This is a genomic window from Marinospirillum celere, from assembly GCF_900112235.1.
Lineage (GTDB): Bacteria > Pseudomonadota > Gammaproteobacteria > Pseudomonadales > Halomonadaceae > Marinospirillum > Marinospirillum celere.
Genome location: NZ_FOLH01000005.1, coordinates 200053 through 224919 on the forward strand (window position 1 = coordinate 200053; position 24867 = coordinate 224919).

Sequence of the window (24867 nt, forward strand, 5' to 3'; positions counted from 1 at the left end):
CTGCTACTGATTTTGCTGTAGGGTGCGGCGCACTTGGCGCTGCCATAAACTAAGAAAAAACATGCCCAGCAGAACCACAGCCATACTGGCAAAGGTGGGCAGAATAGCTCTGGCAATTCCTGAAGCCAACTGACGCGGATCAGCGGAAGACCCCAGACTAAGACCATCAAAGACCAGCATCATGCCAGTTACCGTACCTGTCAGACCCAACAAGGGGGTAATCATGACCAGAGCTTTTAGCAGTGGCAAGCCTCTTTCCATGCGGTTTAGAGAACGCAGGTATTCAGCTTTAATAACCAGGGCTTCTCTCTCACCTGGAGCCGGGGCTCTCCGACTGGGTAGATAGCGCCAGGTCAGCCAGCGTTGCAATGCAAGAAACAGCGTGGCCATGGCAACCAGAAAAATCACCCACATAATCATCCCGCCCTGGGACATCAAGGTATCCAGAGCGCGGTAAGCGGGCCAGGGAAGCCAGGCAACGAGCCATTCCATCAGGAACTCCTGTCAGCAACCTGACTGGCCAGACGGCTAGCCAACCATGCCGAGGTTTCTGCTTCCAGGGTTCTTGCCAGGTGTCTGGAGCGTCCTTGTAGCAGCAAGTGAGCCAACAGCAGGGGAACAGCGGTCACCAAGCCCAAGACAGTGGTCATCAAGGCTTGTGAAATCCCCGAAGCCATCATCGAAGGGTCACCGGTACCAAACAGGGTGATTGCCTGGAAAGTTGCAATCATGCCCGTCACCGTACCGAGCAGCCCCAGCAAGGGTGCCATGGCAGCCAGCAGTTTAACCCAGGAAAGGCCCTTTTCCAGACTTCCGGCTTCACGCAACAGGAGCTCATCCATTCTGGCTTCCAGTGCTTCTGGATGCGTGGAAGCGGTCACGGTTTCGCGTCTTAAACCTGTTAATACCCGGCCAAGTGAGTTGGTTTCCTGGGGTTCTTCCAATTGCTGAAGCTGGCGTTTGACCCGCCTGTTTTCTGCAATCAAGCGCAGAGATTGAACCAGAGCAACCATTAGGCCCAGTCCACCCAGGAAAAGGATTAAATAGCCGACATAGCCCCCCTGTTGGATACGTTCAAGCAGAGTTGGCTGATGACTAAAGAGCCTCAAGGTAAGTCCGCGCGCAGGATCTAAAACCGCTACTTCGCTGGTTTGGGAAGCAAAGCTTTCTGCTTGGCTGACGGCCTGGCGTGGCTGCCGTGACCAGAGTGCAGGCGGGCTGTCAGTTTCAAAACGCAGCAGTCCCTGTTCATTCAACAACTGGATATCACCCAGACGGAGAAGCTGAGACGTTTGACGCCTTCCTTCGCTATCCACCCAGTCCTCTTCGAAACTGACTGCCTGACCTGAAGCCAACCAGGCCTGCTGTAAACCTTTCCAAAGGTTTTCCAGGTCATGAATGTCTGGAACTGAGCTTTCGCCACTGGCTCTAAAACGGGTTCTCAGAGTCGGCTCTTGCAGTGTAAAGAGGGCATCAGTGAGCCAGCCGTGAAAGTTGCTTTTTTCTTCCGAATAAACAGTGAAAACTTCACCCAGCGCTGCTGAGCGTCTTTGCAGTCTTTCCTGCATTTCCTGCAAATCTTCTTCAAGTTGCAGCTGTTCAGCTTCCAGTTGCTCCCGACGGTTTTCCGCCGCAGCCAGGTTTTCCCTTGCTTCTGCAAGAGCCTGTGCCTGGGTGTCACGTGCTTCCTGACCCAGCTGTAAACGAGCTTCTTCTGCCAGTTGACGTTCTACTGCAGCGTCGCGGGTTTGCAGTAGTAACTCTTGCCAATAGTCTTCTGGCAGGAGGGTATCTGCAAACAAAGCTTGGCTGATCAAAAGCAGGCTTAGTAAAAGTCCTCGTGACTTCATTCGGCATCCTCCTGATCAGTCCGTAAAGGAACGGATAAGGGTAAACTCAGCAACTCTGGCAGTCCTCTTTCATCGGCAAGCTCCAAGCCTCTGGCAACCTGGGCTCTTTGACGTGCGCTCAAGGGTTGCCACTGGTTTTCAGCCGCTGACCAGACTCCAGCCCTTTGCTGGTTATCGGAAAGATAATAAAGACCGATGCGCCCCAAACGCAGTAAGCTGACTCTTTCCGGTTCACTATCGGGGGCCAGCTCCACAAACTCGCGACTAACACTCAATTGACGGCCTTGATCCACTTCACTTCGGTAGGTTGCCAGCAATTGGCGCAGCTTTTCAGCCAGACTGACATCAACGCGTTTCAGCAAGTCTTGAAGCTCAGTAACTCGTGCCAGGCGTTCCTGTTTTCGGAAAGGCAGGTCATGCTCGATAAAGGCTTGCAGGCGCTTTACCATCTGCTCCATCAGTGGTTCCAGCGCTTCGCGGGTCTGATCCAGGCTAGCCAGTTGACGCTCAAGACTGGCTAACTGGCGGGCCAGGTTACCATTCCATTCTTCCAAACGGCGGTTATGCGCTTCCAAAACCAGGGTTTCACGCCTAACTTGCCGCCAGGTTTGAAAGTCTTCGCGGCGTTGGCTATCCAGCTGCTCCATCTTTTCTTGAATAGCCTGCGCCGTTGCTTGGGTACTCTGTTCTACTTCCCGGACCTGGTCTACATTTGCAGACCAAATCGGGGTAGAAAATCCAAGTAATAACAGCAGACCAGCCAAGGGTAAGCGGGTCAATTTCATTATTAAATCAGTCCGGCACGGCGTAGGAGGCGGAGAGTACCTTCCAAGCCATTAAGTTCATCAAGGTCAATTTCTGGACTGGCTTGCAGAGCTTCGTTGTAAGGCTCTACATGACGGTTTTGAATAATACCGCTGATCACAGGATATTCGTTCACTTCCAGCGCAAAGTACTGCTGAGCCTGTGGAGAAACCAGGAAACGAACCAGCTCTTGTGCAGCTTCCTGTTGACGGCTTGCTTTTACCACTGCAACTCCAGCAACATTCATCAGGTTGCCTATATCTCCCTCAGCGAAGAATTGCTGGGCCACAGGGAAGTTAGCATCATTGCGCGTAAAACGGGGCAGGTAGTAGTTGTTGACGATGCCATAATCAATTTCACCATCAGCAACCCCTTCCAATTGAGTGGTATTGTTACGGAAGGTTTTGGCATCATTGGCCTTCATACCTTGCAGCCATTCCAGGGTCTTTTCATCACCATACTCAACCCGCATGGCCGTTACAAAAGACTGAAAGGAACCATTGGTTGGTGCCCAGCCTACACGCCCACGATACTTCTCATCGGTAAGATCAAAAATACTTTGTGGGTGGTCTTCAGCCTGAGTGCGATTGGGCGAGTAAATAAACAAACGGGCACGTCCACTGGTCGCAACCCAGTTACCCGTCACACTTTTATAGATACCGGGCAAATCCTTATAAATATCTTCAGGTAATTCAGCTAAAAGCCCAGCTTTACTGACTGCACCCATAGCACCGGCATCCTGGCCCCAGTAGACATCAGCAGGACTACGATGCCCTTCCTCTTGCAGAAGTACAGCGAGTTGGGCGGTACCACCGTAGCGAACGTTTACTTCAATGCCCGTTTCCTGCTGAAATTGATCCAGAATCGGCTGAACCATGGATTCACCACGCCCAGAATAAAGCGTCAGAGTGGTTGCCGATACTACAGGAGCTGCCAGCAGCGCCCCAACCAGCGCAAGAGGAGCAAAAAGTTTCTTCGACATAGCCTAATTCCCTTAAAAGTTGAATGGATATAGATTTACTTCAGAAACTTTATCAAAGTAACCCAGGCATGTAAATGATAATTATAATCGTTTGTAGGCGTATCTGCATTTCACTGGCAATAAAAAAACCCAGTCTACTTTGAGCAGACTGGGTCTCGATTTATTCTGGCTTGGTTGCTGCTTAGCTAATCAGGAAAGATGCGGCTTAAGTTGACTGACCAGTTGGCGGAAAGCTTTGGGGTTGCTGACCAATAAACGCCCTTGCTCATTCAAGCGGGGGGCGCCGGTAAGATCACCTGAGAGACCGCCCGCTTCTTTAAGAATCAACAAGGCTGGGGCCAGCTCCTGCTCATCAACACCCAAAAACAGACCTGCATCCAGCTGACCAGCAGCTACTGCACAAATATCCAGAGCATCACAGCCGGACGCATAGACTTGATGCACCGCCAGTTGCTGTACCAGCTGTAAATAATCGGGCAGCAGTTTTTCACGCTGGCTTTTGGGAGGTAAGGGTAGAGCCACTGCAGCCTGATCTTCTTTCCAGCCCTGCAAAACGCGTATGCGGCGACCGTTCAAGGTAGCGCCACGGCCACGGCTGGCCAGGTATTCTTGCTCGGTTGCCGGATTAACAAAGACAACCTGTTCCAGGCGTTCGCGATAGTAGATGGCAACGCTCAGCGCAAACGAAGGATAACCGCGGCGAAGGTTGGCTTCGCCCACCAAAGGATTGACTTCCCAGCAAAGGTCGCCACTACCTTCAAGCTTGATACGCTGCCCTTTAAAAGAGGCATCAGGGTGAGCACGAACCAGTTGGCGCTCAATGGCTTGTTCAACACGCTTGCCGCAAGTCTGCAGCAATTCATCCAGTGTGTTGTCTGTGCGCGCTAAGTCGAGGCGCTCAAGAACATATTCATAGTGTTCGCTGACACTGCGAGCAGCACGCAGCGCCAATTGAAGTGTCGGGTGCATACTTCACCGGCTGTGATTGTTAAGGAACAAAGAGGAAGCGTATGATAGACGGTTTTCAGCTAATAACAAGCCGCGGGGCCTGTTTCAGGAAAATTTCATGTCTGATCCATCATCTTTATTGGGGGCGCTACGTGTAGTCCTGGTTGGCACCTCTCATCCAGGCAATATCGGCGGGGTTGCTCGCGCCATGAAAAACATGGGGCTCAAGGATTTACGTCTGGTTGCTCCCCGTGCCCAGTTCCCCCACCCGGAAGCGGAATTTCGTGCTTCGGGGGCTACCGACATCCTTAATGATGTCGTGGTTAATGACACTCTTGAAGAGGCCTTGGCTGACCGAACTCTGGTGGCGGGAACCAGTGCTCGCTCCAGACACCTGCCCTGGCCTCTCCTTAATCCACGCGAACTGGCAGGACGCTTGCAAGATGAACTCCGTCAGCCAGAGCATCGGATTGCTTTAGTGTTTGGCCGGGAAGACCGTGGCCTGAGTAATGAAGAGCTGCAACTCTGTCACTTACATGTGCACATCCCCACCAATCCAGAGTTCAGCTCTTTGAATTTGGCTGCAGCAGTCCAGGTGCTCAGTTATGAGGTACGTATGGCGCTTGTCGAACAAGCGGAGACCGCCAGTCGCAAAGAAGACCAACCCTTCGGCACCGAATGGGATGCGCCTTTGGCAACCAGCGAATCTCTCGAACGCTTTTTTGAACACCTGGAAAAAACCCTGGTTGATATTGAGTTTCATGATCCCAATAATCCCAGGAAATCCCTCAGCCGTTTGCGACGCCTTTATCTGCGTGCCCGGCCTGACAGCAATGAAATCAATATGCTGAGAGGCATTCTGACCAGCACCCAAAAGGCTGCTGGCACTAAAAAGTGAGCATTCCATGTTTCAACAAATTCGTGATGATATTAACAGTGTTTTTGACCGTGACCCGGCAGCACGCAACTGGTTCGAGGTTTTAACCACCTACCCGGGGCTGCATGCTCTACTTTTTCACCGCTGCAATCACTGGCTATGGAACAAAAAGCTCAAATGGTTGGCCCGCTGGATGTCAACTTGGTCACGCTGGCTAACCGGTATCGAAATCCATCCTGGAGCACAAATTGGCCAACGTTTCTTTATTGACCACGGCATGGGCGTAGTCATCGGTGAAACGGCAAAAATAGGCGACGATGTCACTCTTTATCACGGCGTGACTTTGGGTGGTACCAGTTGGAACAAGGGTAAGCGCCACCCAACTTTGGAGGATGATGTCATTGTTGGTGCCGGCGCCAAAATCCTAGGCCCCTTTACTGTTGGCAAGGGCGCCAAAATTGGTTCCAATGCGGTTGTTACTAAAGAGGTTCCCGCAGGAGCCACCGTCGTTGGTATTCCGGGTCGTATTGTGATGCGTGCCCAACCTGATATGGACGACCAGGAAGATTTCCAGGTAGATCCTGCCCTCCGCGAAGCTGCCCACAAACGCTTTGGTTTTGATGCCTATGGTATTAGCCAGGAGATGCCCGACCCCGTTGCCAAGTCAATTCGCGGGCTTCTAGATCATATGCATGCTGTTGATGAGCGCATGGGCGATATCTGTAAGGCTTTACACCGGCTGGATAGCAATTTTCGTGAAGAAGACCTGCCCGAAATTGACGGTGATGATTTCCCTGAAGATGGAGATATCTGCACCCTCTGCGGCCTTGATGAAATTGGTCGCAAAGCAGCATCCAAGAAAAAGCAGGACTGATCGACCAATTACTTGACTAAAATACGTGGTCTTTGCATAATCCTTGTACTTACCACTAACCGGGGCAAGCACAATGAGACTGACCACCAAAGGCCGTTATGCGGTCACAGCTATGCTGGATCTGGCATTAAATGCGCGCACGGGACCTGTTTCACTGGCCGACATCTCCACACGTCAGGAAATATCACTTTCCTATTTGGAGCAACTGTTCGCGCGTCTTAGACGCAACGAACTGGTTACCAGTGTTCGGGGGCCGGGTGGCGGCTACCAGCTTGCCAGAGCCAGTGAAAATATTTTTGTTGCCCAGGTGATAGATGCGGTGAATGAGTCAGTAGATGCCACCCGCTGTAAAGGCAAAGGCGATTGCCGACAAGGCCACACCTGTCTGACTCACCACCTCTGGTGCCAGCTGTCTGATCAAATTCACCAGTTTCTGAGTGGTATTAGCCTTGCCGAACTGGTTGCTAAAGAAGAAAACCTGCGTATCGAAGCTGGCGGCCAGCAAACAATACGAGAAGACAAAATTCAACTTTCTGTGGTGTAAACAACCTGACAATGACGCCTATTTATCTGGACTATGCCGCCACTACTCCGGCTGCTGCTGAAGTTGCCGAAACAATGGCGGCCTTCCTGACTAAGGATGGCTGCTTTGCCAATCCAGCTTCTCGATCACACCTTGCAGGCTGGCAAGCCGAACAGGCGGTTGAAAAAGCGCGGCGACAGGTTGCCGAACTCATCGGTGCTGATCTTCGGGAAATCGTCTGGACTTCGGGTGCCACCGAAGCCAACAACCTGGCATTGATCGGCGCTGCACGCGCCAATCCTGACCGTGGACGCCACCTCATTACTTCGGCAATTGAACACAAGGCCGTACTCGATACCTGCACCTGGCTGGAAAAAGAAGGCTGGGAAATTACCCGTCTTCGGCCTGACGCTCAGGGACGTGTTACGGCCCAACAGGTTGCAGAAGCACTCAGAGACGACACTCTAATGGTGTCCTTGATGCTGGTTAACAACGAGCTGGGTACTGTTAACCCCATTGCTCAGGTCAGTGAACTTCTCAGCAAACATCCTTGTCTACTGCATGTTGATGCAGCCCAGGCTGCAGGCAAGCTACCCCTGGATGTTAAGGCACTGGACATTGACCTCTTGTCACTCAGTGCCCACAAGTTTTATGGCCCCAAGGGCGTTGGCGCGCTCTATGTACGCAGAGAGCCACCGGTTCGCCTTGAAGCACTGATTCATGGTGGTGGCCATGAACGCGGCATGCGCTCAGGCACCCTGCCCACTCACCAATTGGTTGGCATGGGTGAAGCCGCCAGACTGGCACAAGCAAATCTGCAAGCCGATGCCGAGCATGTCAGTCACTGCCGAAGGTTATTTTTGCAAGAGCTGAATCCTGGCTACTACCAGCAAACAGCTGACAATCCGGACAACTGGCCCGGCATCCTTAATTTGGCTTTTCCGGGCATAGAAGCAGAAACTTTAATCCTGGCGCTACCTGAACTGGCTGTTTCCACAGGCTCAGCTTGCAACTCAGCGACGGTAGACCCATCTTATGTATTAACAGCTCTGGGTTTGCCCAGGGCGCTGGCACTCAGTTCAGTGCGTTTCAGTTTTGGACGTTATCTGAGTTCTGAGCAGGCCAGTCAAGCAGGCCAACTAGTCAACCAGGCTATAGAACGCCTGAAACCCTGATTCTGGAGGTAAATACCATGGCTGTTACCATCACAACTTCGGCAGCAGAACATATCAGCAAATGCTTGCAAGAAAGAGGGGAAGGCGAAGGTTTGAGAGTCAAGGTCAAACCCAGCGGCTGTTCCGGCTATTCTTATGTTTTGGATTTTGCTGACCGCATTGAAGCCAATGATGAAGTTTTTGAAGAACAAGGCGTCAAAATTCTCGTCGATAAGGACAGCCTGCCCCTGCTGGACGGCACTCAGGTTGATTATGTTCAGGAAGGCTTGAATCGTTTTTTCCGCTTTAACAATCCTCGAGTCAAAGACGAGTGTGGTTGTGGCGAAAGCTTCAGCGTATAATTGCGCCGAAAGTTTAATCCCTATCTACCTCACTACTGGAGATCTACATGGCTGTTGAGCGTACACTGTCAATTATCAAGCCCGATGCTGTTGCCAAAAATGTTATTGGCGAAATCCTATCCCGCTTTGAAAAAGCCGGCTTACAAATTGTTGCTGCCAAAATGCAGCAATTGAGCCGTGAACAAGCGGAAGGCTTCTACGCTGAACACAAAGAGCGTCCCTTCTTTAATGATCTGGTCGGTTTCATGACCTCAGGTCCGGTTGTTATTCAAGTTCTGGAAGGCGAAAACGCCATTGCCCAGAACCGCGACCTAATGGGCGCAACCAACCCTAAAGAAGCGGCAGCTGGCACTATCCGCGCTGACTTCGCCAACTCAATTGATGCCAATGCTGTACATGGCTCAGACTCACCTGAGTCAGCAGCCCGTGAAATTGCTTACTTCTTTGATAGCAATGAAATCTGTGCACGTGGCTAATTAGCCGCGCTAACAGATAGGCACTGGTGACAAAACGAAGGGGTGGCCTGCAAGGCTGCCCCTTTGCCGCTTGTATATCCGTGCATTTTTCGCCACACTTTCGCACCGAACACCCGCTGCCGCAGGCAAAGATCATGCAAACAGAAACCACTACCAACGAAACCCCAACCCAGGAAAAAGCCAATTTGCTGGGTATGACCCTGACTGAACTGGAAACCTTTTTCTTAGAGCTGGGTGAAAAAAAGTTTCGTGCGGCTCAGGTTATGAAGTGGATGCATCATCGTTGCGCTGCCAGCTTTGAAGAAATGACAGACCTAAGCAAACAGCTTAGAGAGAAACTATTAAAATGTGCTGAAATACGCCCACCCAAAGTCGTTCTTGAGGACATCTCCAACGACGGCACCCGCAAATGGGTTTTGGAAGTCGGCGATGGCAGTCATGTTGAAGCTGTACTCATTCCCGCTGGCGGCAATCGTCGAACCCTTTGCGTCTCTTCACAGGTAGGCTGCTCACTTGATTGCTCTTTCTGCTCCACCGGCAAACAAGGCTTTCAGCGCAACCTAACCCCAGCAGAAATTATCGGCCAGGTCTGGGTTGCCCAGAAATCTTTCGGTCCAAGGAAAGACAGCAGCAACCGCCCAGTAACCAACGTCGTTATGATGGGAATGGGCGAACCCCTGATGAACTACCAGCCGGTTTTGGCCGCCATGAAAATCATGCTGGAAGATAATGGTTATGGTCTTTCCAAACGCCGCGTTACCCTGTCCACCTCAGGTCTAGTGCCCCAACTGGATAAACTAGGTGATGAAATTGATGTCTCCCTGGCCATTTCCCTGCATGCGCCCAATGACGCGCTCAGAAATCAATTGGTTCCGGTAAACCGTAAATACCCAATTGCCGAGCTGATGGCAGCCTGTCAGCGCTATCTGAAAAAATGCGGTGACTCACGAGAAGTCACCATTGAGTACACCCTGATGGCTGGTGTTAATGATCAAAAAGAGCATGCCTTCCAATTGGGCAGGTTACTGAAACAGCTACCCTGCAAGATCAACCTGATCCCTTTCAACCCCTTTCCCCACTCAGGCTATGAAAGGCCTTCACGCAACCAGGTCATGCGTTTTCAAAGCTGGCTGCATGAGCAGGGTTATTCAGCGCCCATACGCACAACGCGGGGTGATGATATAGACGCAGCCTGCGGTCAGCTGGTCGGCCGTGTTAAGGATAAAACAAAACGCAGTGCCCGCTATGCAGAGCAGCGGATACCTGCCACTCAGGTTGAAGATTCCAGCTTTACTGCCCTCTAAGGATAGCCCATGCCGCGCTTGCTGATTGCTTTGCTACTTCTCATGCTTTCAGGTTGTGCCACTCAACCCCCCTGGGAAAGGACAGACCCTGACAAGCAGGCCGATGCCTATGCTAACCTGGGTCATGGTTATCTGGAACAGGGTGACTATAATCGTTCGCTACGCGAGTTTGACCGTGCCCTTGCACTAAGACCCAGGCATGCCAGAGCCCTGCATGGCATGGCACTGACTCTGCAAGCCCAGGAAGAAAACCAGCTTGCAGAAAACTTCTTTAAACAAGTTTTACAAGTTGACCGCAATAAAACCTTTGCCAGAAACAATTATGCCGCTTTCTTATTTGAACAAAGGCGTTATGATGAAGCACGCAGAGAATTGGAAATAGCCAGCCGGGATATTTTTTACCCGGAGAGAGCCATTGTTTTTGAGAATCTTGGCTATGTAGCCCTTGCTCAGGATGACCACCAGGCCGCTCGTGAGTATTTTCGACGCAGCCTGGGCCTAAATCGCAACCTGGTTAATGCTCACAGAGAACTACTGGAACTTTATCTGCCTGATGAGCCCGAAAGGGCCATCCAGCATTGGAGCTATCTGGAGCAAGAAGGTGTCAGTGACCGCGAAACACTTTATCTGGGCTTGGAGCTGGCCAAAATCACTGGAAATCAGCAGAAGCAAGAACAGATCAGACAACGCCTAAATGAGCTGAATGACAACAATTAAGCTTCTGCTTAACTGAGGATTCCCGACACCATGACAGCAACACAGCAAGACGAAAAACCTAATACTGAAAATACCCAGGATAAACCTCAGCCCAGTTGCAGCCGTCCTGGCGAGTTATTGCGTAAAGCACGTGAAGCCAAAGGACTTACCCAAGGCGAAGTTGCCAAGCAGTTAAACTTTTTACCGGTTTATGTTCCCGCCCTGGAAGATGAGAACTTTGATGCCCTGCATAGCAAAACCTTTATTAAAGGTTATATGCGAGCCTATGCACGCTTCCTGAAAATTGATGCGGATGAAGTATTGCGTTGCTTTGCGGAACATCATCCCAGTCTGGAAAGCCAAGAACGTGTTCAACCGATTGAAGGGGTTAAGCCTCCCAAATCTGGTCGCAACCTGGTTTTCAAGCTCTTTACCCTCCTGGTGGTTGCTGCATTAATTGCGGTTATTATTCTCTGGTGGCAAAGCCGCAACCTTGAGCCCCTGCAATCCTTAACCAATCAAGATGTCCAAGTGGATACACTGGATGGCGAAACGATTACTGCTCCCATGGGTCAGGCTGAAGAAGAACGTCTTCCCGAAACCACCACTGAAACCACTAGTGATGAACTCCCCCAGCCTGTCTCAGAGTTAGTTTCAGAAGAAGAACCACGCCAACTGGCCGCTCAGCCTGAAAGCCTTCCCGACAATCTGGAGACTCTAGCTGCCGAAACCATCCAGCCACCCCCACCTCCCGCCATTCAAGAGTTTAGTGGTGATCCTCTGGATGTGACCGCAGACAACAGCAACCTGGTTGCCATGACTTTCTCGGATGACTGCTGGACAGAAGTCAGGGATGCACAGGATCGGGTTCTGCATGCCAATTTGAACCGGGCGGGTGATCGGATTTTACTTGAGGGCGAAGCACCCTTTAGAATAGTCTTTGGCCAAGGGCGAGCAGTGGAAGTTTTCCACCAGGGCGAGGCAGTTGATTTCTCTAGCCGCATTCGCGCCAACGGCTATACCTCCATGACCATTGAATAACCCCTGACGGCTCCCAGATGCAACACACCTCTTTTATTAAACGTCGCAAATCTCGCCAAATACGCGTGGGCTCACTGTTGGTTGGTGGTGATGCACCTATTAGCGTACAGAGTATGACCAATACTGAAACCTGCGATGTTGAGGCAACCGTCCGACAAATCCAGGATTTGGAAAAAGCGGGGGCTGATTTGGTTCGCGTTTCAGTGCCCAGCATGGAGGCCGCTGAAGCCTTTGGTAAAATCCGCCAGCAAATACAACTGCCACTGGTTGCCGATATCCACTTTGATTACAAGATTGCCTTGAAAGTTGCGGAGCTGGGTGTCGACTGCCTGCGCATCAATCCCGGAAATATTGGTCGTGAAGACCGAGTAAGAGAAGTCGTCGCTGCAGCCCGGGACAAGGGCATTTCCATTCGGATAGGTGTCAATGCAGGCTCTCTGGAAAAGGATTTACAAAAGAAATACGGCGAGCCCACTCCAGCAGCCCTGGTAGAGTCAGCTCTACGTCATGTTGACCACCTGGATCGCCTGGATTTCCAAGAATTCAAAGTCAGCGTCAAAGCCTCAGATGTCTTTATGGCTGTTGAAGCCTATCGACAGCTGGCACGTGAAATTGAGCAGCCGCTGCATCTAGGGATTACGGAAGCCGGTGGCCTCCGCTCAGGCACCGTCAAGTCTGCGGTTGGTCTGGGTGCCCTGCTAATGGATGGCATAGGCGACACGCTTAGAATCTCTCTGGCGGCTGACCCAGTTGAAGAAATCAAAGTCGGTTTTGATCTGCTGAAAAGCCTGCGGCTACGCAGCAAGGGAGTTAATTTCATTGCCTGCCCCAGTTGTTCACGGCAAAACTTTGATGTGGTCGCCACCATGAACGAGCTGGAAAATCGTGTTGAAGACCTCCTTACCCCTCTGGATGTTGCTGTTATCGGCTGCGTTGTCAATGGACCTGGAGAAGCTCGTGAAGCTGAACTGGGCCTAACCGGCGGCACACCTCAGCATTTGATATATATTGACGGCAAGCCTGCCAGCAAGGTCACCAGTGAACATCTTATTGACCAGCTGGAAGAGCTCATCCGCACCAAGGCCGCCGCAAAGCAAGCCAGTCTCGATCAACTCCTCGCAAAAGATTAAGGTGAAGTTTCAGTGGCAAAGAAGATTCAAGCCATCCGGGGTATGAATGACCTCCTCCCCGATAGCAGCCCTCGCTGGCAATATTTGGAAGAAAAAGTACGCACCCTGCTCAATCGTTATGGCTACAGTGAAATTCGTATGCCGATTGTCGAGCAGACTGCTCTCTTCAAGCGTTCCATCGGTGAAGTTACTGACATCGTTGAAAAAGAAATGTACACCTTTGAAGATCGCAATGGTGACAGCCTGACGCTACGCCCTGAAGGAACGGCTGGCTGTGTACGCGCAGGTGAAGAGCACGGCCTACTGTTTAACCAGCAACAGCGGCTCTGGTATCAAGGCCCCATGTTTCGGCATGAACGTCCTCAAAAGGGCCGTTACCGCCAATTCCACCAAATTGGTGTCGAAACCTTTGGTATCACCGGCCCTGATATAGACGCTGAACTCATCCTTTTATCTGCTCGTCTCTGGCGGGAGTTGGGCATCCTTGACCACCTGACCCTTGAACTCAACACTCTGGGCAGCTCAGAAGCCAGGGCAGCCTATCGCAGTGCGCTAACTGACTACCTCAAGGCATACCAGGCAGAGCTGGATGAAGACAGCCAACGCCGCCTGAGTACTAATCCGCTGCGCATACTCGACTCCAAAGATGCCCGAACCCAGGAAATTTTGCAGAACGCTCCTGCGTTTGAGGAACACTTAGACGAAGAAAGTCGGCAACACTTTGCCGGTCTTTGCCAGTTGCTTGATGCTGCTGGCATTCATTACACCCTTAACCCGCGTCTGGTTAGAGGCCTAGATTACTACGGTAAAACGGTTTTTGAGTGGACAACCCAAGCACTTGGTTCACAAGGCACGGTTTGTGCAGGTGGTCGTTATGATGCCTTGGTTGAGCAGCTAGGCGGCAAATCCACTCCGGCAGTTGGCTTCGCCATGGGTGTAGAGCGTTTGGTACTACTCCTGGAAACCTTGAACGCCTTCCCAGCCAAGTTGGAGCAACGCCTAGATGCGTATTTGACTGCGTTTGGAGAAGGTGCAGCCAGTCATGCCCTGCTCTTGGCAGAGCGCTTGAGAAGTGAGCAACCCGAGCTGCGCATTCAAACGCACTGTGGTGGCGGCAACTTCAAAAAGCAAATCAAAAAGGCCGATCAGTCGGGTGCGCAAGTAGCCATTCTGCTCGGTGAAGATGAAATGAGCCGCGGTGTGGCTTCGATAAAGTTCCTCCGGGAAGAAAAAGAACAGGTTGAAGTGGCTATCAGTGAGTTAGCACTCACCCTTAAAGAACATTTGCAAAGGCTTTAAGGTCAGTTAAGATAGCTCTCATTTTGCACGTTTAATTATTTGGGACAGACTATGCGCAGCGAAGAAGAACAGATTGAATCCTTCAAAGAATGGTGGAACAAGAATGGTAAATCGCTGATTGCCGGTGTCGTCATTGCTGTAGCAGGTGTCGGTGGCTGGAAAGGCTGGGAAAGCTATCAAACAAGTCAAGCAGAATCAGCGTCAGCGCTCTATAGCCAACTGGCTCAAATCGTTTCCAGTGGCACGGGAGATGAAAGAGAAGCCCAGGCAGCAGCCATAATAGAGCAGTTAACTAGTGATTTTGACCGTACTGTTTATTCTGATTATGCCCGTCTTTTTGCTGCCCGTCTGGCCGTAGAAAGGGATGAGCTGGAACAAGCCCAAAGCCATCTGCGCTCAACGCTGGAATCAACCCGAATTGATGCTATTGAATTAGTTGCCCGTCTGCGCTTGGCTCGCATCCTGAGCTCTCAAGAACAAATCAGCGAAGCACTTAGCCTGCTGGATGTCCCTAATGCCGGCGGCTTCACTGCTGACTTCGAATCCCTGCGTGGTGATTTGCTGATGTCGAAGGGTGATGCACTCCAGGCGCGCCAGGCCTACCAAAAAGCCCTTGAAGCCAGTCGCGCTGCAGGTGAAACTGCCCCACTGGTTGAAATCAAGCTCGATAACCTGGCTACCCATGGGGATGCTTAATGCTCGCCAGTCTGTCCGCTTCCCTGCTTAAAACAGCAGCAGTTTCACTGGCACTCTTTCTGGTAGGCTGTAGTAGCCTACCCGAGCCCCAGTATCCTCCTGAGCCCTTACCAGAGCACTCTGGTGAAAACAGCTTACAAAGAGAATGGCGCGACCACTCAGGATTTGGTGAGCGCTGGCGGGGCTATGATTTATCCCCAGCCCTTTCCGGTTCGCTACTGATTACAGGTGATGCCAAGGGCTATCTTCAAGCCTTTGACCTTGAGGGTGGTTTTTTAAGCTCCAGTCGCACTCTTTGGACCAAGGAGTTAGGTGTCGGCATCAGTGCTGGCCTTACCCTGGTTAATGATCAGCTGTTCCTGGTGACTCAAAATGGCCAATTAGTTAAAAAAGATGCCCGCACAGGCCAGGAGATCTGGCAGGTACGTTTGCCTAGTGAAGCCCTCAGTCCAGCCCAGGTTGGCGAAGGCCTGGTGGCTGTAAAAACAGCTGATGGCAAGCTAACCGGTTTCAATCGGGAAACAGGTCGGCAACTGTGGAGCTTTGACAGCCGCCTCCCCTCCTTAACCCTGAGAGGCACAGCATCACCCACCATTACCAGCACACAAACCTTTGTTGGCTTTGCCAATGGCCGACTCTATGCCGTCGACAATGCCACAGGTCAGGCCCGCTGGGATACGCGTATTGCTCAACCACAAGGGCGAACCGATATTGAGCGCCTGGTCGATATTGACGGTCAGGCCCGCTTAGCCGATGGTCTGCTCATTATCAACAGCTACCAGGGTGAAACTCAGGCACTGGACCCTTTTTCGGGGCGCAGCCGCTGGAGTCAGGATATCTCCAGTTTTCACTCCCCCGTGATTCACGACGGCCAGGTTTTCATCGTTGATGAAGCCAGTCGTATTCATGCCCTGGATCTGGCATCCGGCAGTAATCTTTGGAAGCAGGAAGCTCTTTTTGGTCGCCAGCTCACTGAACCTGTCATTCTCTCTGGTCTGTTGGTGGTTGCTGACTATCAAGGCTATATTCACTTAATCGACCCAGAAACAGGCCGAGTAACCGGACGCCAAGGCTTTGATCTTGACGGCATCCGCTCGACCCCCATTGTCAATGAAGATCGCCTGCTGGTGCACTCCATCCGCGGCCGTCTTGGGCTATTCACCCTCAAGAAAGACTAATTATGCTTCCTGTTATTGCCTTGGTCGGCCGACCTAATGTCGGTAAATCCACCCTCTTCAATCGACTGACCCGTAGCAGAGATGCACTGGTCGCCGATTTTCCAGGCCTGACCCGTGACCGCCAGTATGGTCAAGGTAAGGTTGGTGGCCGCCCCTATATTGTTATAGATACTGGCGGTATCAGTGGTGATGAAGAGGGCATCGATGCAGAAATGGCTCGCCAGTCTCTGCAAGCCATTGAAGAAGCCGACCTGGTACTCTTCATTGTGGATGCCCGTGCTGGCTTGACGGCAGCCGATGAAATGATTGCCAAATACCTGCGCGAAAATGACAAAAAGGCTTACCTGGTCGTCAATAAAACCGATGGCCTGGATGCCGATGCCTGGAGTGCCGAATTCTATGCACTTGGCATGAGTAACGAACCCTACAAGATAGCTGCTGTTCACAATCGTGGCGTTACCGCCATGATTACTGAATTGCTGGAAAAGCTGCCCAACAGTGAACCGGAAACACCTGAGCAGGAAGCTGCCGAGCAGCCGTTAGAAGAAGAAAATGATAGTGGCCTGGCAGAAGAAGCTCTCAAGCATTCCGAAAGAGAGTTGCGGTTTGGCATTATTGGGCGTCCCAATGTTGGCAAATCCACCCTGGTCAACCGTATTCTCGGCGAAGAAAGGGTCATCGTTTTTGATCATCCAGGCACCACACGTGATGCCATCACTATTCCTTTCGAGCGCAACGGCAAGAAGTATACTCTGGTTGATACAGCCGGTATTCGCCGTCGCCGCAATGTCACGGAAACAGCAGAAAAATTCTCTATCGTAAAAACCCTGCAGGCCATCAAAGAATGTAATGTTGCAGTGATGGTTATGGATGCTCGTACCGGCTTGGTGGATCAGGATTTGCATCTGCTGAGCTTTGTTCTCGAGTCCGGGCGCTCTGTAGTCCTGGCAGTCAATAAATGGGACAAGCTCGATCAAGAGATCAAAGACAAAATCAAACAGGACGTCACCCGCCGTCTGGGTTTCGTTGATTATGCCGACATCCACTATATTTCTGCACTGCATGGCACCGGTGTTGGCGAGCTGTTTCGCTCAGTAGAAAAAGCCTACAAGTCGGCAACCAGCCACTGGTCTACCAACCGCCTCACCAATCTTTTGCAGGACGTAGTCAGTGAGCACCAACCACCGATGATTAATGGTCGGCGAATCAAGTTACGCTATGCTCACCAGGGTGGGCTCAACCCACCCATTATCGTGGTTCATGGCAATCAGACCGATGCCCTGCCCAACAGCTATAAGCGTTATTTGATGAACACCTTTCGCAAGGTGCTCAAGGTCACAGGTACACCCCTGAAGTTTGAGTTCCGCAGTGGTGAGAATCCCTATGCCCCTGAAGCCAAAACCAGTCGTGAAGCGGCCAAAGCACGCCAACTGAAACTCACCAAAGAGTCTCGCCAGAAGCGTAAACAACGCCGCTAGCCAATACCTTCATCATCAGGGTGAAAACTAGGTACCAAGCAGGGGCTGCGATCGCTGAGGCTGATCATCAGGCGCGCCAGCAAGTCATGAACGATCAGCGTTTTACGATTACCTGTCTGCTCATAGTGCGCCTTGATGTGACTCTTTAAGTCACGATCACCGGACACCTCAATCAAAATGTCCACCTCACCCACTGCCTCGACTAGTTCTAGAGGGTCGGTATAACAAGGTATGGCCTTGTCTCTGGCCAAACGCATACCGGGTGATTCTCTATCCTGATCGGCCACACCCAGCACCTGAATATACGAATAGTGCAATAGATCCTTAAGCAAGGGTGTGCCAGTCCGTCCTGCGCCTATCAAGGCAATACTTAGCGTTTCATGGGGCATCTTCCTGTCTCCTTATTTCCTTCTCCTGTTGAGCTACTATAAACCTGACCTAACAGGCGTTAAAATCAAAAACAGGTAAATAGTTCCAAGTCTTGATCAGGGTCATCTAAAAGCTGCTAGCTAACCTTGTATGGACGTTTTATGCTAGCCTCAAACATCTAATCGGAATACTTGTTAAGGAGACGGGCTCGATGGTTGAAAAATCTAACGAACAGCAGTCCAGCCCGGAGCAACTTCCCAGCGCCCTGGATCTGGGTTTTGTTTTTCAACTGCACGAAGACACCAACGAGCTTTGGATCTCTTTCGACCCTATAGATACCAGCCGGGAACTGACCAAGGAACAGTTTCAACGGCTCGTTGAGGAGGCTGGCTATACTACTGACAACTTCCCTCTGCTTGCCCCCAATGTCAGCATTCTTCTTGGCTCAGTACGTCGGCGTGAAAGCAAGGACATCTGCATCAGTATTCCTGTTGATGGCCGGGCAGAAGTCTTTTTCAGCCCTAACAAACTCTTGGCAGGGATGGTTATTTACGGCGCTGAAGGACGAGGCAAGCTGGTCGACCGCCCAATGATTGATCAAGCCATCAAAAAGGCCCGTATCACCCATGGCCTTTTGGAAGACGCTCTGGAAACCCTGGCCAGTGAAGACTTAAACCGCTCTCTGCGTAATTCAGGTCAGGTTTACTGCTCGGTCATTGCCTATGGCGAAGCCCTGGAAAATGGCGTTGATGGACATCTGGAACTTTTAATTGAAGATGCGTCCGACCGTCGCTTCCAGGAAGACCAGCATGGCACCATCGATTTTCTGGATCGGGGTGAATTTCCCTTTATTGAAGAAAACACTCCGCTCATGCGCCGGCATCCACCAACCAAGGGGAAACCCGGCTGCAGTGTGCTGGGCAAAACGCTCAGAGCCAAGGATGGTAAGGACATTAACTTCAAGCTCAAGGACGCCAGCGTTAAAACAGCGGATGATGATGAAAACCTACTCATTGCAGCAGGCAGCGGCCTTCCAGTCATCAGTGACAAGGGTGTCCACCTCGAACAGGTTTTGAAAATTGATAAGGTAGATATTGAAACCGGACATATTCGCTACCGGGGTAGTGTTGAAATCAAGGGAGATGTGCGCGATGGCATGCAGGTGATCGCAACAGGTGACATCAAGATAGGCGGAGTTGTTGACGCTGCTTTTATCAAAGCCGGTGGCCATATTGAATGTCTGGGGGGTGTTATTGGGCATACCGGCAGTGAGTATATGACGGACAAAGCGGCTCTGGTTGCTGAATGCAGTATCCAAGCCCGCTTTGCTCACGAAGCCCTGTTACAAGCCAAGCAGGAGATTATCATTGGCAATCAGGTCATGCACTCCAAGCTGGTCGCTGGCACCTTTATTCAAGTTCAGGGTAAAGGGCAGGTCGTTGGTGGAAGCATGCAGGCGGTGGATCTTCTGGAAATGAATTCTTCAGGCGCCGTCTCCTACACCGAAACCCATCTAGAAGTAGGTGAATGTGCACAACTGCAGGAAACCTATACTCAACTGCTGAGTCAGTTGAATCGCTTGGAAGAGCAAAAATACCAACTAATTGAATTGGCCCGCAAGGTACGCAAAGCAGGTGCTGAAGAGCTAGCCAAAAAAAAGCCCCAATTAATCAAAGCCAAGGAAGCTCTTCAACTGCGTAGTGCTCACTTAAACAAAGAGCTAACCGAAACCGAACAACAGCTAAAACGCTACTATGCTTCAAAAATCCAAATCAACCGAAGGGCTTACCCTGGAAGCCAAATTACGGTTGCCGGTCATCAATATGAAGTCAATAAAGAGCTGGATAAAGCAACCTTTGTTCTCAAAGAAGATAAGGTACAAATTCAGCAGTAATCTTCTGGAAAGCCAGCTCCTTTATGCCGGCTGAGTCACTTCATCAACCAAGTAGAGTATTGACTGGTAATTGATCCCTGAGTGCTCTTCCAAACCTATTTCACAGGTTCGACTATTGGAATAGCCCGCTTCACAGCCAACCACCTCTTTTTTCAAATCCTGCAATGAAGAGGCGTTAAGTTCCGGCTGCTGAAACCCCCGGTCCCCTGCAAAACCACAACAGGTTACAGATTCAGGCAGTATCACCTCTTCAGCACAGGCACGGGCAAGCTTAACCAGTAAATCGCCTTTACCGCGTTTGGTTGTCGAACAAGTAACATGAACAGCAATGCGCGTTTTTTTGGGCTGTATATTTAACTTGGGCAGCAGCACCTCAGCAACAAATTCTCCTGTTTCATAAAGCTGTAATTCCGGCAAGGCATCACTTTCATTCAAGCGCAAATTACAGGGACTGGTATCCGTGATAATAGGCCATTGGCCTGCTTTTGAAGCCTGGTGAAGTTGAGCCAGTAGTTCACTCTGCTTTTGGTTTGCCACCTCAAAAAGGCCCTTGGATTGAAAAGCCATACCACAGCAGAGGCTGTCTATGCCCTCAGGAATAATCACCCGGTAGCCAGCCTTGTGAAGGAGGTTCATGGTGACTGCTTTAAGGTCCTGTTGTTTCTCAACTTCATTGGAAACCCCAAAAACACGGGATGCACAAGAAGGCCAGTAGACCACTGTCGGCGCATCAGGATTGCTGGGGGCTGGGGTGGCAACCTCTAGTTGTTTGACAGGCTGGGCCGCTTGCGGCATACCTGGACGCCAATGGCCCACAGCCGATACGCCCAGTTTTCGTAACCCAGTGAAGCTGGCTTGCATACCGGAATCGCCTAGCAGCTTACGTCCCAAGCCAGCGAGCTTTAAGCCACCTCTGGCCATCCGGGTGACACCATCAAAATGACTGGCAATCCACTGGGCTTTGCCTTGTTGACCAAGATTCTGCTCGCGGCGAAGGCTGCGCACCAAATCACCTGTATTAATTCCCACAGGGCACTGGGTTGAGCAAAGACCATCAGCAGCACAGGTATCCAAGCCCTGATACTGATACGCCTCCGCCAGCTTTTGAATTGAAACCTCTGTTTCACCTGCCTGACGACGCCGCTGCAACTCCCGCCAGATAACAATACGCTGGCGGGGTGTCAAAGTCAGACGCCGGGAAGGGCAAACAGCCTCACAAAACCCACATTCAATACATTTATCGACCAGGGGGTCAGCCTCGGGCAAAGGCTTGAGATTTTCCAAGTGAATATTGGCGTTATCTGAAAGAATCACATCAGGATTCAACAGATTGGTAGGATCAAAAAGCTGCTTTATGGATTTCATCAGGGCATAGGCTTCACTGCCCCATTCCAACTCTACATAAGGCGCCATATTACGGCCAGTACCGTGCTCAGCTTTTAAAGAACCACCATATTTCACCGCAACCAACTGAGCCACCTCATCCATCAAGGCTTGATAGCGCTTTACTTCAGCCGGGTCATCAAAGCCTTGGGTAAAGACAAAATGCAAATTGCCTTCCAAGGCATGTCCAAACAGAATGGCTTCATCATAGTGATACTTTTTAAACAGCTCTTGCAGCTCACTAACCCCTTCTGCCAAACGCTCCAGCGGAAAGGCTACATCCTCAATAATGACCGTAGTCCCTATGACCCGCTCAGCACCGACTGCTGGGAAGGTGCCCTTACGGATTTTCCAATAGAGTTCATAGGTTTTAATGTCGGTTGTAAACAGCACCGGTTGCAGAGTACTCATTGCCTGCAAGGCTTGAGTGACTTCAGCAATATTGCTTTGCAAATGCTCTGCATCACTGCCACGAACATCAACCAACAGGGCCGCTGCCTCAGCGGGTAGACTTTTCAGATCTTCCGGCATGCCGGGCATACCCTCGACGGCCCGCAAGGCAGCTCTATCCAAAAGTTCTACCGCAGCAACCGGTGTCGGCTTCATGGCTGTCGTGGCCCAGCAGGCAGTGGCCATATCGGGAAAATAAATCAGTGCCGCTGCCTTGTGGGGGTAATCAGGCACTGTGTGGTAGGTAATTTCGCTGATAAAGCCCAGGGTGCCTTCCGAGCCGATCAACAGGTGTTTAAGAATTTCCAGTGGATCTTCAAAATCCACCAAGGCATTAAGGCTATAGCCAGTGGTATTTTTAAGTCGGTATTTATGACGAATTTTCTCGGCCAGTTCCGTTTGGGCGCGCGTGCTTTCACCTAACTTTTGTAACCTGTCTAGCCAGCCTGCATGACTTTTTTTGAAGGCGGCGACTGAATCAACATCAGCGGTATCCAAAAGGCTACCGTCTGCAAAAACCACTCTTACATCCTTAAGAGTGTTGTAAGAATTCTGCGCAGTACCGCAGCACATGCCCGATGCATTATTGGCGGCAATGCCCCCAATCATACAGGCATTAATAGAAGCCGGATCTGGACCGATTTTACGCTGCAAGGGTGCCAGATACTTATTGGCCTGAGCACCGATAATTCCGGGCTTCAGGCGTATCGCCTGACCGCCATCCAGAATTTCATAGTCCTTCCAACCATTCCCCAACTGAATCAAAACCGAATCCGTGACCGCTTGACCAGACAAGGAAGTGCCAGCTGCGCGAAAGGTCACAGACAACCCCCGTTGAGCACACTCACTCAAAACCCACTGCACCTCTTCTTCAGACTCTACCCTGACCACCAATTTAGGTACCAGACGATAAAAACTGGCATCCGTTCCATAGGCTAGCGTCCGTAACTCATCACTGATCAGGCGCTCTTCAGGAAGCACTTGTGACAGGGCAGCTTGCAGGTCGGTATAGGGTGAAGACATGGGGAAGTTACCTTGAAGAAGAATCGTTAATCTTGCATGGGCCACACGGCAAAGCTGTTTGCCGGTTTCAAAATCGGCCGCTTGCACTAGTCAAAAAGGTCAGCCGGGGTACTTTGTCAGGCTGTCTGCAACAGGAGGTTGCAGTCAGAACATACAGGGATGTATTCACGCGTCCTGACAAAGTAGCCCCGGCTTGACCTGGTTAACGCTCTACTACATCAGCCCGTCCGTAACACCCAGGCCATATACAGCAATCATGGCAAGGATACCGGCAAAAGTCAGGTAATAGAGGGTGGGTATAATCGTCATTCTCAACGTCCGACCTTCACGACCCAACAAGCCGACAGTGGCCGAGGCCGCAACCACGTTGTGAATGGCAATCATGTTACCGGCAGCCGCACCCACTGCCTGCATAGCAACCAGCAGGGCACTGGAAATTCCCAGCAACTCACCAACGCTAAACTGGAACTGAGCCAGCATCAGGTTGGATACCGTATTGGAGCCAGCAATAAAGGCACCCAAGCCACCAACAGCCGGTGCAAACAGCGGATAGATGCCACCCACAGAATCCGCAACCAGCTGTGCCATAGCAACAGGCATTGAAGGCAGATCAGAAGCATTGACACCTGAATTGATCAGAATCCGCACCATCGGAATAGTAAAGATCAGCACGAAGCCGGCACCCAAGAGCGTTTTCGAAGATTCGCTCAAAGCGGCCTTCATTTCACTGAATTTCATCTGGTGCAGGAAGTAGGTCAGGAAGACCACCATCACCATGATGCCACCTGGTAAGTACAGGGGCTGAATGCTACCTGATACTCCGGCTTCACCGAGAATATTGGCCCAGCCAAAGCTAACACCAGTAAAGGCGTCTTTGATCGGATCGATAACGCGCGAAGCAACCAGGAAAACAGCCAGCAGTATATAGGGGGTCCATGCCTTGAAGCCGGACATGGGCATTTTGCCGGCAATCTGATCCATTTTAATTTCCAGATTACCCATCCACTCAGTAGGCCAGTCTTTGGGATCGGCAAATTCCCAGGGAGTCTTAGGCATCAAGAAGCCAGCTTTTGCAGCAGGAACAACGATCGCCAAGCCTACCAGAGCACCAATCATGGAGGGGAACTCAGGGCCAAGAAAAACACCGGCTGCGGCATAGGGAAGAACAAAAGCCAGACCGGCAAAAATAGCGAAGGGTGCAATCGCTAAGCCTTCAGCCCAGGATTTATTTTTACCAAAGAAACGGGTCAGCATCATCACCATCAGCAGGGGCATCAAGAGGCCAACGATGGCATGGGTAATGGCAACCTGAGAAGTGATCAGCTGGTAAAAAACTTCCCAGCTGGAACCATTGGCCAACAGATCATCACTAATACCAGCCCGATCCAGACCACCAGTGACACCAACCACAATGGGCGTACCCACAGCACCAAAAGAGACGGGGGTAGACTGGATCATCATGCCAATCATGACTGCACCCAAGGCTGGGAAGCCCAGAGCAACCAGCAGCGGCGCAGCAACAGCAGCGGGGGTACCAAAACCTGAAGCACCTTCAATAAAGCAACCAAACAACCAGGCTACGATGACTGCTTGAACACGCCGGTCCGGGCTAATATCAGAAAAACCCGTGCGGATAGCAGTAATAGCACCCGAGTGCTTCAGGGTATTTAACAGCAGAATGGCACCAAAGATAATCCAGAGAATGGCACCGGTTAGGATCAACCCTTGAAAGGTTGAAGCAACCACCCGGTTAACGCTCATATCCCAGGCAAAAAGACCAATCAATGCCGTGACGATAAAGACGATTGGCATGGCAATTCGTGCAGGCAGATTCAAACCCAGCAACAAAATACCAGCCAGTACCAAAGGCGCAAAGGCCAACAGGGACAGCAGGGTTTCAGACATGTTATCTTTCCTATCGCTTAAATGCTCTTATTGTCGTTATTGACATCTCCCCCGAGGCTTCCCCCTCTCACAAAGGAACCTCGGGGCTTTTTTTGGGGCTTAAGCCCACTTTCACTTCTGGCTGCGATGACAGCCAAAAAGAAATCAGTTACCAGCATTCACTCTTCACTG

At 51.1% G+C, this 24867-nt stretch carries 23 protein-coding genes; 15 read left to right on the plus strand and 8 right to left on the minus strand.

The features are described 5' to 3' along the window. Positions 1–3: 3 nt before the first annotated feature. From BM185_RS12635 to BM185_RS12655, 5 genes are all read right to left on the minus strand, one after another. Positions 4–492: a MotA/TolQ/ExbB proton channel family protein gene (locus BM185_RS12635; RefSeq protein ID WP_091964426.1), complete on the minus strand. Its 489-nt coding sequence runs from the start codon at positions 490–492 to the stop codon at positions 4–6. Continuing rightward, positions 492–1850: a MotA/TolQ/ExbB proton channel family protein gene (locus tag BM185_RS12640; protein WP_091964429.1), complete on the minus strand. Its 1359-nt coding sequence runs from the start codon at positions 1848–1850 to the stop codon at positions 492–494. Before BM185_RS12640 ends, BM185_RS12635 begins: the two co-directional genes overlap by 1 nt. Beyond that, positions 1847–2635 (minus strand): DUF3450 domain-containing protein, encoded by a 789-nt coding sequence (locus BM185_RS12645; RefSeq protein ID WP_091964432.1) that lies wholly within the window; start codon positions 2633–2635, stop codon positions 1847–1849. The genes BM185_RS12640 and BM185_RS12645 overlap by 4 nt, the downstream gene beginning before the upstream one ends. A 2-nt stretch (positions 2636–2637) precedes the next feature. Then, complete coding sequence (locus tag BM185_RS12650; protein ID WP_091964435.1) at positions 2638–3636, minus strand: iron ABC transporter substrate-binding protein; 999 nt, start codon at positions 3634–3636, stop codon at positions 2638–2640. 189 nt (positions 3637–3825) lie between these two features. Further along, a complete protein-coding gene (locus tag BM185_RS12655) occupies positions 3826–4605 on the minus strand; it encodes an inositol monophosphatase family protein (protein ID WP_091964437.1) in 780 nt (259 codons plus the stop codon). Positions 4606–4702: 97 nt separating this feature from the next. Between BM185_RS12655 and BM185_RS12660 the strand changes: the two genes are divergently transcribed. From BM185_RS12660 to der, 14 genes are all read left to right on the plus strand, one after another. Beyond that, entirely contained in the window at positions 4703–5482 is a 780-nt protein-coding gene (locus BM185_RS12660) for an RNA methyltransferase (protein WP_091964440.1), read from the plus strand. A 7-nt stretch (positions 5483–5489) separates the two neighbouring features. After that, positions 5490–6335 (plus strand): serine O-acetyltransferase, encoded by an 846-nt coding sequence (cysE, locus tag BM185_RS12665; RefSeq protein ID WP_091964443.1) that lies wholly within the window; start codon positions 5490–5492, stop codon positions 6333–6335. Positions 6336–6408: 73 nt separating this feature from the next. After that, on the plus strand, positions 6409–6879 hold the full coding sequence (gene iscR, locus BM185_RS12670) for a Fe-S cluster assembly transcriptional regulator IscR (protein ID WP_091964445.1): 471 nt from the start codon (positions 6409–6411) through the stop codon (positions 6877–6879). 11 nt (positions 6880–6890) lie between these two features. Further along, positions 6891–8033 (plus strand): cysteine desulfurase family protein, encoded by a 1143-nt coding sequence (locus BM185_RS12675; protein WP_091964447.1) that lies wholly within the window; start codon positions 6891–6893, stop codon positions 8031–8033. A gap of 17 nt (positions 8034–8050) precedes the next feature. Further along, on the plus strand, positions 8051–8374 hold the full coding sequence (locus BM185_RS12680) for a HesB/IscA family protein (protein WP_091964449.1): 324 nt from the start codon (positions 8051–8053) through the stop codon (positions 8372–8374). A gap of 47 nt (positions 8375–8421) precedes the next feature. Beyond that, the gene (ndk, locus tag BM185_RS12685) at positions 8422–8850 is read left to right on the plus strand and encodes a nucleoside-diphosphate kinase (RefSeq protein ID WP_091964452.1); all 429 of its coding nucleotides are present in this window, start codon (positions 8422–8424) and stop codon (positions 8848–8850) included. A 134-nt stretch (positions 8851–8984) separates the two neighbouring features. Further along, positions 8985–10154 (plus strand): dual-specificity RNA methyltransferase RlmN, encoded by a 1170-nt coding sequence (rlmN, locus tag BM185_RS12690; protein WP_091964455.1) that lies wholly within the window; start codon positions 8985–8987, stop codon positions 10152–10154. Between the two features lie 9 nt (positions 10155–10163). Then, positions 10164–10871 carry a type IV pilus biogenesis/stability protein PilW gene (gene pilW, locus BM185_RS12695; protein WP_091964458.1) on the plus strand — a complete coding sequence of 236 codons (708 nt, stop codon included), beginning with the start codon at positions 10164–10166 and terminating at the stop codon, positions 10869–10871. Positions 10872–10901: 30 nt separating this feature from the next. Then, complete coding sequence (locus tag BM185_RS12700; RefSeq protein ID WP_091964461.1) at positions 10902–11891, plus strand: RodZ domain-containing protein; 990 nt, start codon at positions 10902–10904, stop codon at positions 11889–11891. A gap of 17 nt (positions 11892–11908) precedes the next feature. Next, positions 11909–13021, plus strand: coding sequence for a flavodoxin-dependent (E)-4-hydroxy-3-methylbut-2-enyl-diphosphate synthase (ispG, locus tag BM185_RS12705; RefSeq protein ID WP_091964464.1), 1113 nt, complete (start codon positions 11909–11911; stop codon positions 13019–13021). A gap of 12 nt (positions 13022–13033) precedes the next feature. Further along, complete coding sequence (gene hisS / locus BM185_RS12710; RefSeq protein WP_177203560.1) at positions 13034–14320, plus strand: histidine--tRNA ligase; 1287 nt, start codon at positions 13034–13036, stop codon at positions 14318–14320. A gap of 51 nt (positions 14321–14371) precedes the next feature. Continuing rightward, complete coding sequence (locus BM185_RS12715; RefSeq protein ID WP_091964467.1) at positions 14372–15016, plus strand: YfgM family protein; 645 nt, start codon at positions 14372–14374, stop codon at positions 15014–15016. Beyond that, complete coding sequence (gene bamB, locus BM185_RS12720; RefSeq protein WP_091964471.1) at positions 15016–16194, plus strand: outer membrane protein assembly factor BamB; 1179 nt, start codon at positions 15016–15018, stop codon at positions 16192–16194. The genes BM185_RS12715 and bamB overlap by 1 nt, the downstream gene beginning before the upstream one ends. A 2-nt stretch (positions 16195–16196) precedes the next feature. Then, on the plus strand, positions 16197–17672 hold the full coding sequence (gene der, locus BM185_RS12725) for a ribosome biogenesis GTPase Der (protein WP_091964473.1): 1476 nt from the start codon (positions 16197–16199) through the stop codon (positions 17670–17672). On the opposite strand, the gene BM185_RS12730 is transcribed toward der, so the two are convergent. Further along, a complete protein-coding gene (locus BM185_RS12730; protein WP_091964476.1) occupies positions 17669–18061 on the minus strand; it encodes a Gfo/Idh/MocA family oxidoreductase in 393 nt (130 codons plus the stop codon). The two genes, der and BM185_RS12730, sit on opposite strands and share 4 nt — an antisense overlap. A 191-nt stretch (positions 18062–18252) precedes the next feature. On the opposite strand from BM185_RS12730, the gene BM185_RS12735 reads away from it, so the two are divergent. Further along, the gene (locus BM185_RS12735; RefSeq protein ID WP_091964479.1) at positions 18253–19935 is read left to right on the plus strand and encodes a FapA family protein; all 1683 of its coding nucleotides are present in this window, start codon (positions 18253–18255) and stop codon (positions 19933–19935) included. Positions 19936–19956: 21 nt separating this feature from the next. Here the strand turns inward: BM185_RS12735 and BM185_RS12740 are convergent, their stop codons facing one another. Further along, entirely contained in the window at positions 19957–22791 is a 2835-nt protein-coding gene (locus tag BM185_RS12740; protein WP_091964482.1) for an FAD-binding and (Fe-S)-binding domain-containing protein, read from the minus strand. A gap of 213 nt (positions 22792–23004) precedes the next feature. Continuing rightward, a complete protein-coding gene (locus BM185_RS12745) occupies positions 23005–24696 on the minus strand; it encodes an L-lactate permease (RefSeq protein WP_091964485.1) in 1692 nt (563 codons plus the stop codon). Positions 24697–24867: the final 171 nt, after the last annotated feature.

What these genes read in the sequence shown, in the direction of transcription:
- BM185_RS12715 (WP_091964467.1), top strand. Translation starts at nt 14,372, where the DNA reads ATGCGCAGCGAAGAAGAACAGATTGAATCCTTCAAAGAATGGTGGAAC.
- ndk (WP_091964452.1), top strand. Translation starts at nt 8,422, where the DNA reads ATGGCTGTTGAGCGTACACTGTCAATTATCAAGCCCGATGCTGTTGCC.
- BM185_RS12735 (WP_091964479.1), top strand. Translation starts at nt 18,253, where the DNA reads ATGGTTGAAAAATCTAACGAACAGCAGTCCAGCCCGGAGCAACTTCCC.
- BM185_RS12730 (WP_091964476.1), bottom strand. Translation starts at nt 18,061, where the DNA reads ATGCCCCATGAAACGCTAAGTATTGCCTTGATAGGCGCAGGACGGACT.
- BM185_RS12745 (WP_091964485.1), bottom strand. Translation starts at nt 24,696, where the DNA reads ATGTCTGAAACCCTGCTGTCCCTGTTGGCCTTTGCGCCTTTGGTACTG.
- iscR (WP_091964445.1), top strand. Translation starts at nt 6,409, where the DNA reads ATGAGACTGACCACCAAAGGCCGTTATGCGGTCACAGCTATGCTGGAT.
- BM185_RS12680 (WP_091964449.1), top strand. Translation starts at nt 8,051, where the DNA reads ATGGCTGTTACCATCACAACTTCGGCAGCAGAACATATCAGCAAATGC.
- rlmN (WP_091964455.1), top strand. Translation starts at nt 8,985, where the DNA reads ATGCAAACAGAAACCACTACCAACGAAACCCCAACCCAGGAAAAAGCC.
- BM185_RS12700 (WP_091964461.1), top strand. Translation starts at nt 10,902, where the DNA reads ATGACAGCAACACAGCAAGACGAAAAACCTAATACTGAAAATACCCAG.
- BM185_RS12650 (WP_091964435.1), bottom strand. Translation starts at nt 3,636, where the DNA reads ATGTCGAAGAAACTTTTTGCTCCTCTTGCGCTGGTTGGGGCGCTGCTG.
- BM185_RS12740 (WP_091964482.1), bottom strand. Translation starts at nt 22,791, where the DNA reads ATGTCTTCACCCTATACCGACCTGCAAGCTGCCCTGTCACAAGTGCTT.
- ispG (WP_091964464.1), top strand. Translation starts at nt 11,909, where the DNA reads ATGCAACACACCTCTTTTATTAAACGTCGCAAATCTCGCCAAATACGC.
- BM185_RS12640 (WP_091964429.1), bottom strand. Translation starts at nt 1,850, where the DNA reads ATGAAGTCACGAGGACTTTTACTAAGCCTGCTTTTGATCAGCCAAGCT.
- BM185_RS12660 (WP_091964440.1), top strand. Translation starts at nt 4,703, where the DNA reads ATGTCTGATCCATCATCTTTATTGGGGGCGCTACGTGTAGTCCTGGTT.
- cysE (WP_091964443.1), top strand. Translation starts at nt 5,490, where the DNA reads ATGTTTCAACAAATTCGTGATGATATTAACAGTGTTTTTGACCGTGAC.
- pilW (WP_091964458.1), top strand. Translation starts at nt 10,164, where the DNA reads ATGCCGCGCTTGCTGATTGCTTTGCTACTTCTCATGCTTTCAGGTTGT.
- bamB (WP_091964471.1), top strand. Translation starts at nt 15,016, where the DNA reads ATGCTCGCCAGTCTGTCCGCTTCCCTGCTTAAAACAGCAGCAGTTTCA.
- BM185_RS12655 (WP_091964437.1), bottom strand. Translation starts at nt 4,605, where the DNA reads ATGCACCCGACACTTCAATTGGCGCTGCGTGCTGCTCGCAGTGTCAGC.
- BM185_RS12675 (WP_091964447.1), top strand. Translation starts at nt 6,891, where the DNA reads ATGACGCCTATTTATCTGGACTATGCCGCCACTACTCCGGCTGCTGCT.
- der (WP_091964473.1), top strand. Translation starts at nt 16,197, where the DNA reads ATGCTTCCTGTTATTGCCTTGGTCGGCCGACCTAATGTCGGTAAATCC.
- BM185_RS12635 (WP_091964426.1), bottom strand. Translation starts at nt 492, where the DNA reads ATGGAATGGCTCGTTGCCTGGCTTCCCTGGCCCGCTTACCGCGCTCTG.
- BM185_RS12645 (WP_091964432.1), bottom strand. Translation starts at nt 2,635, where the DNA reads ATGAAATTGACCCGCTTACCCTTGGCTGGTCTGCTGTTATTACTTGGA.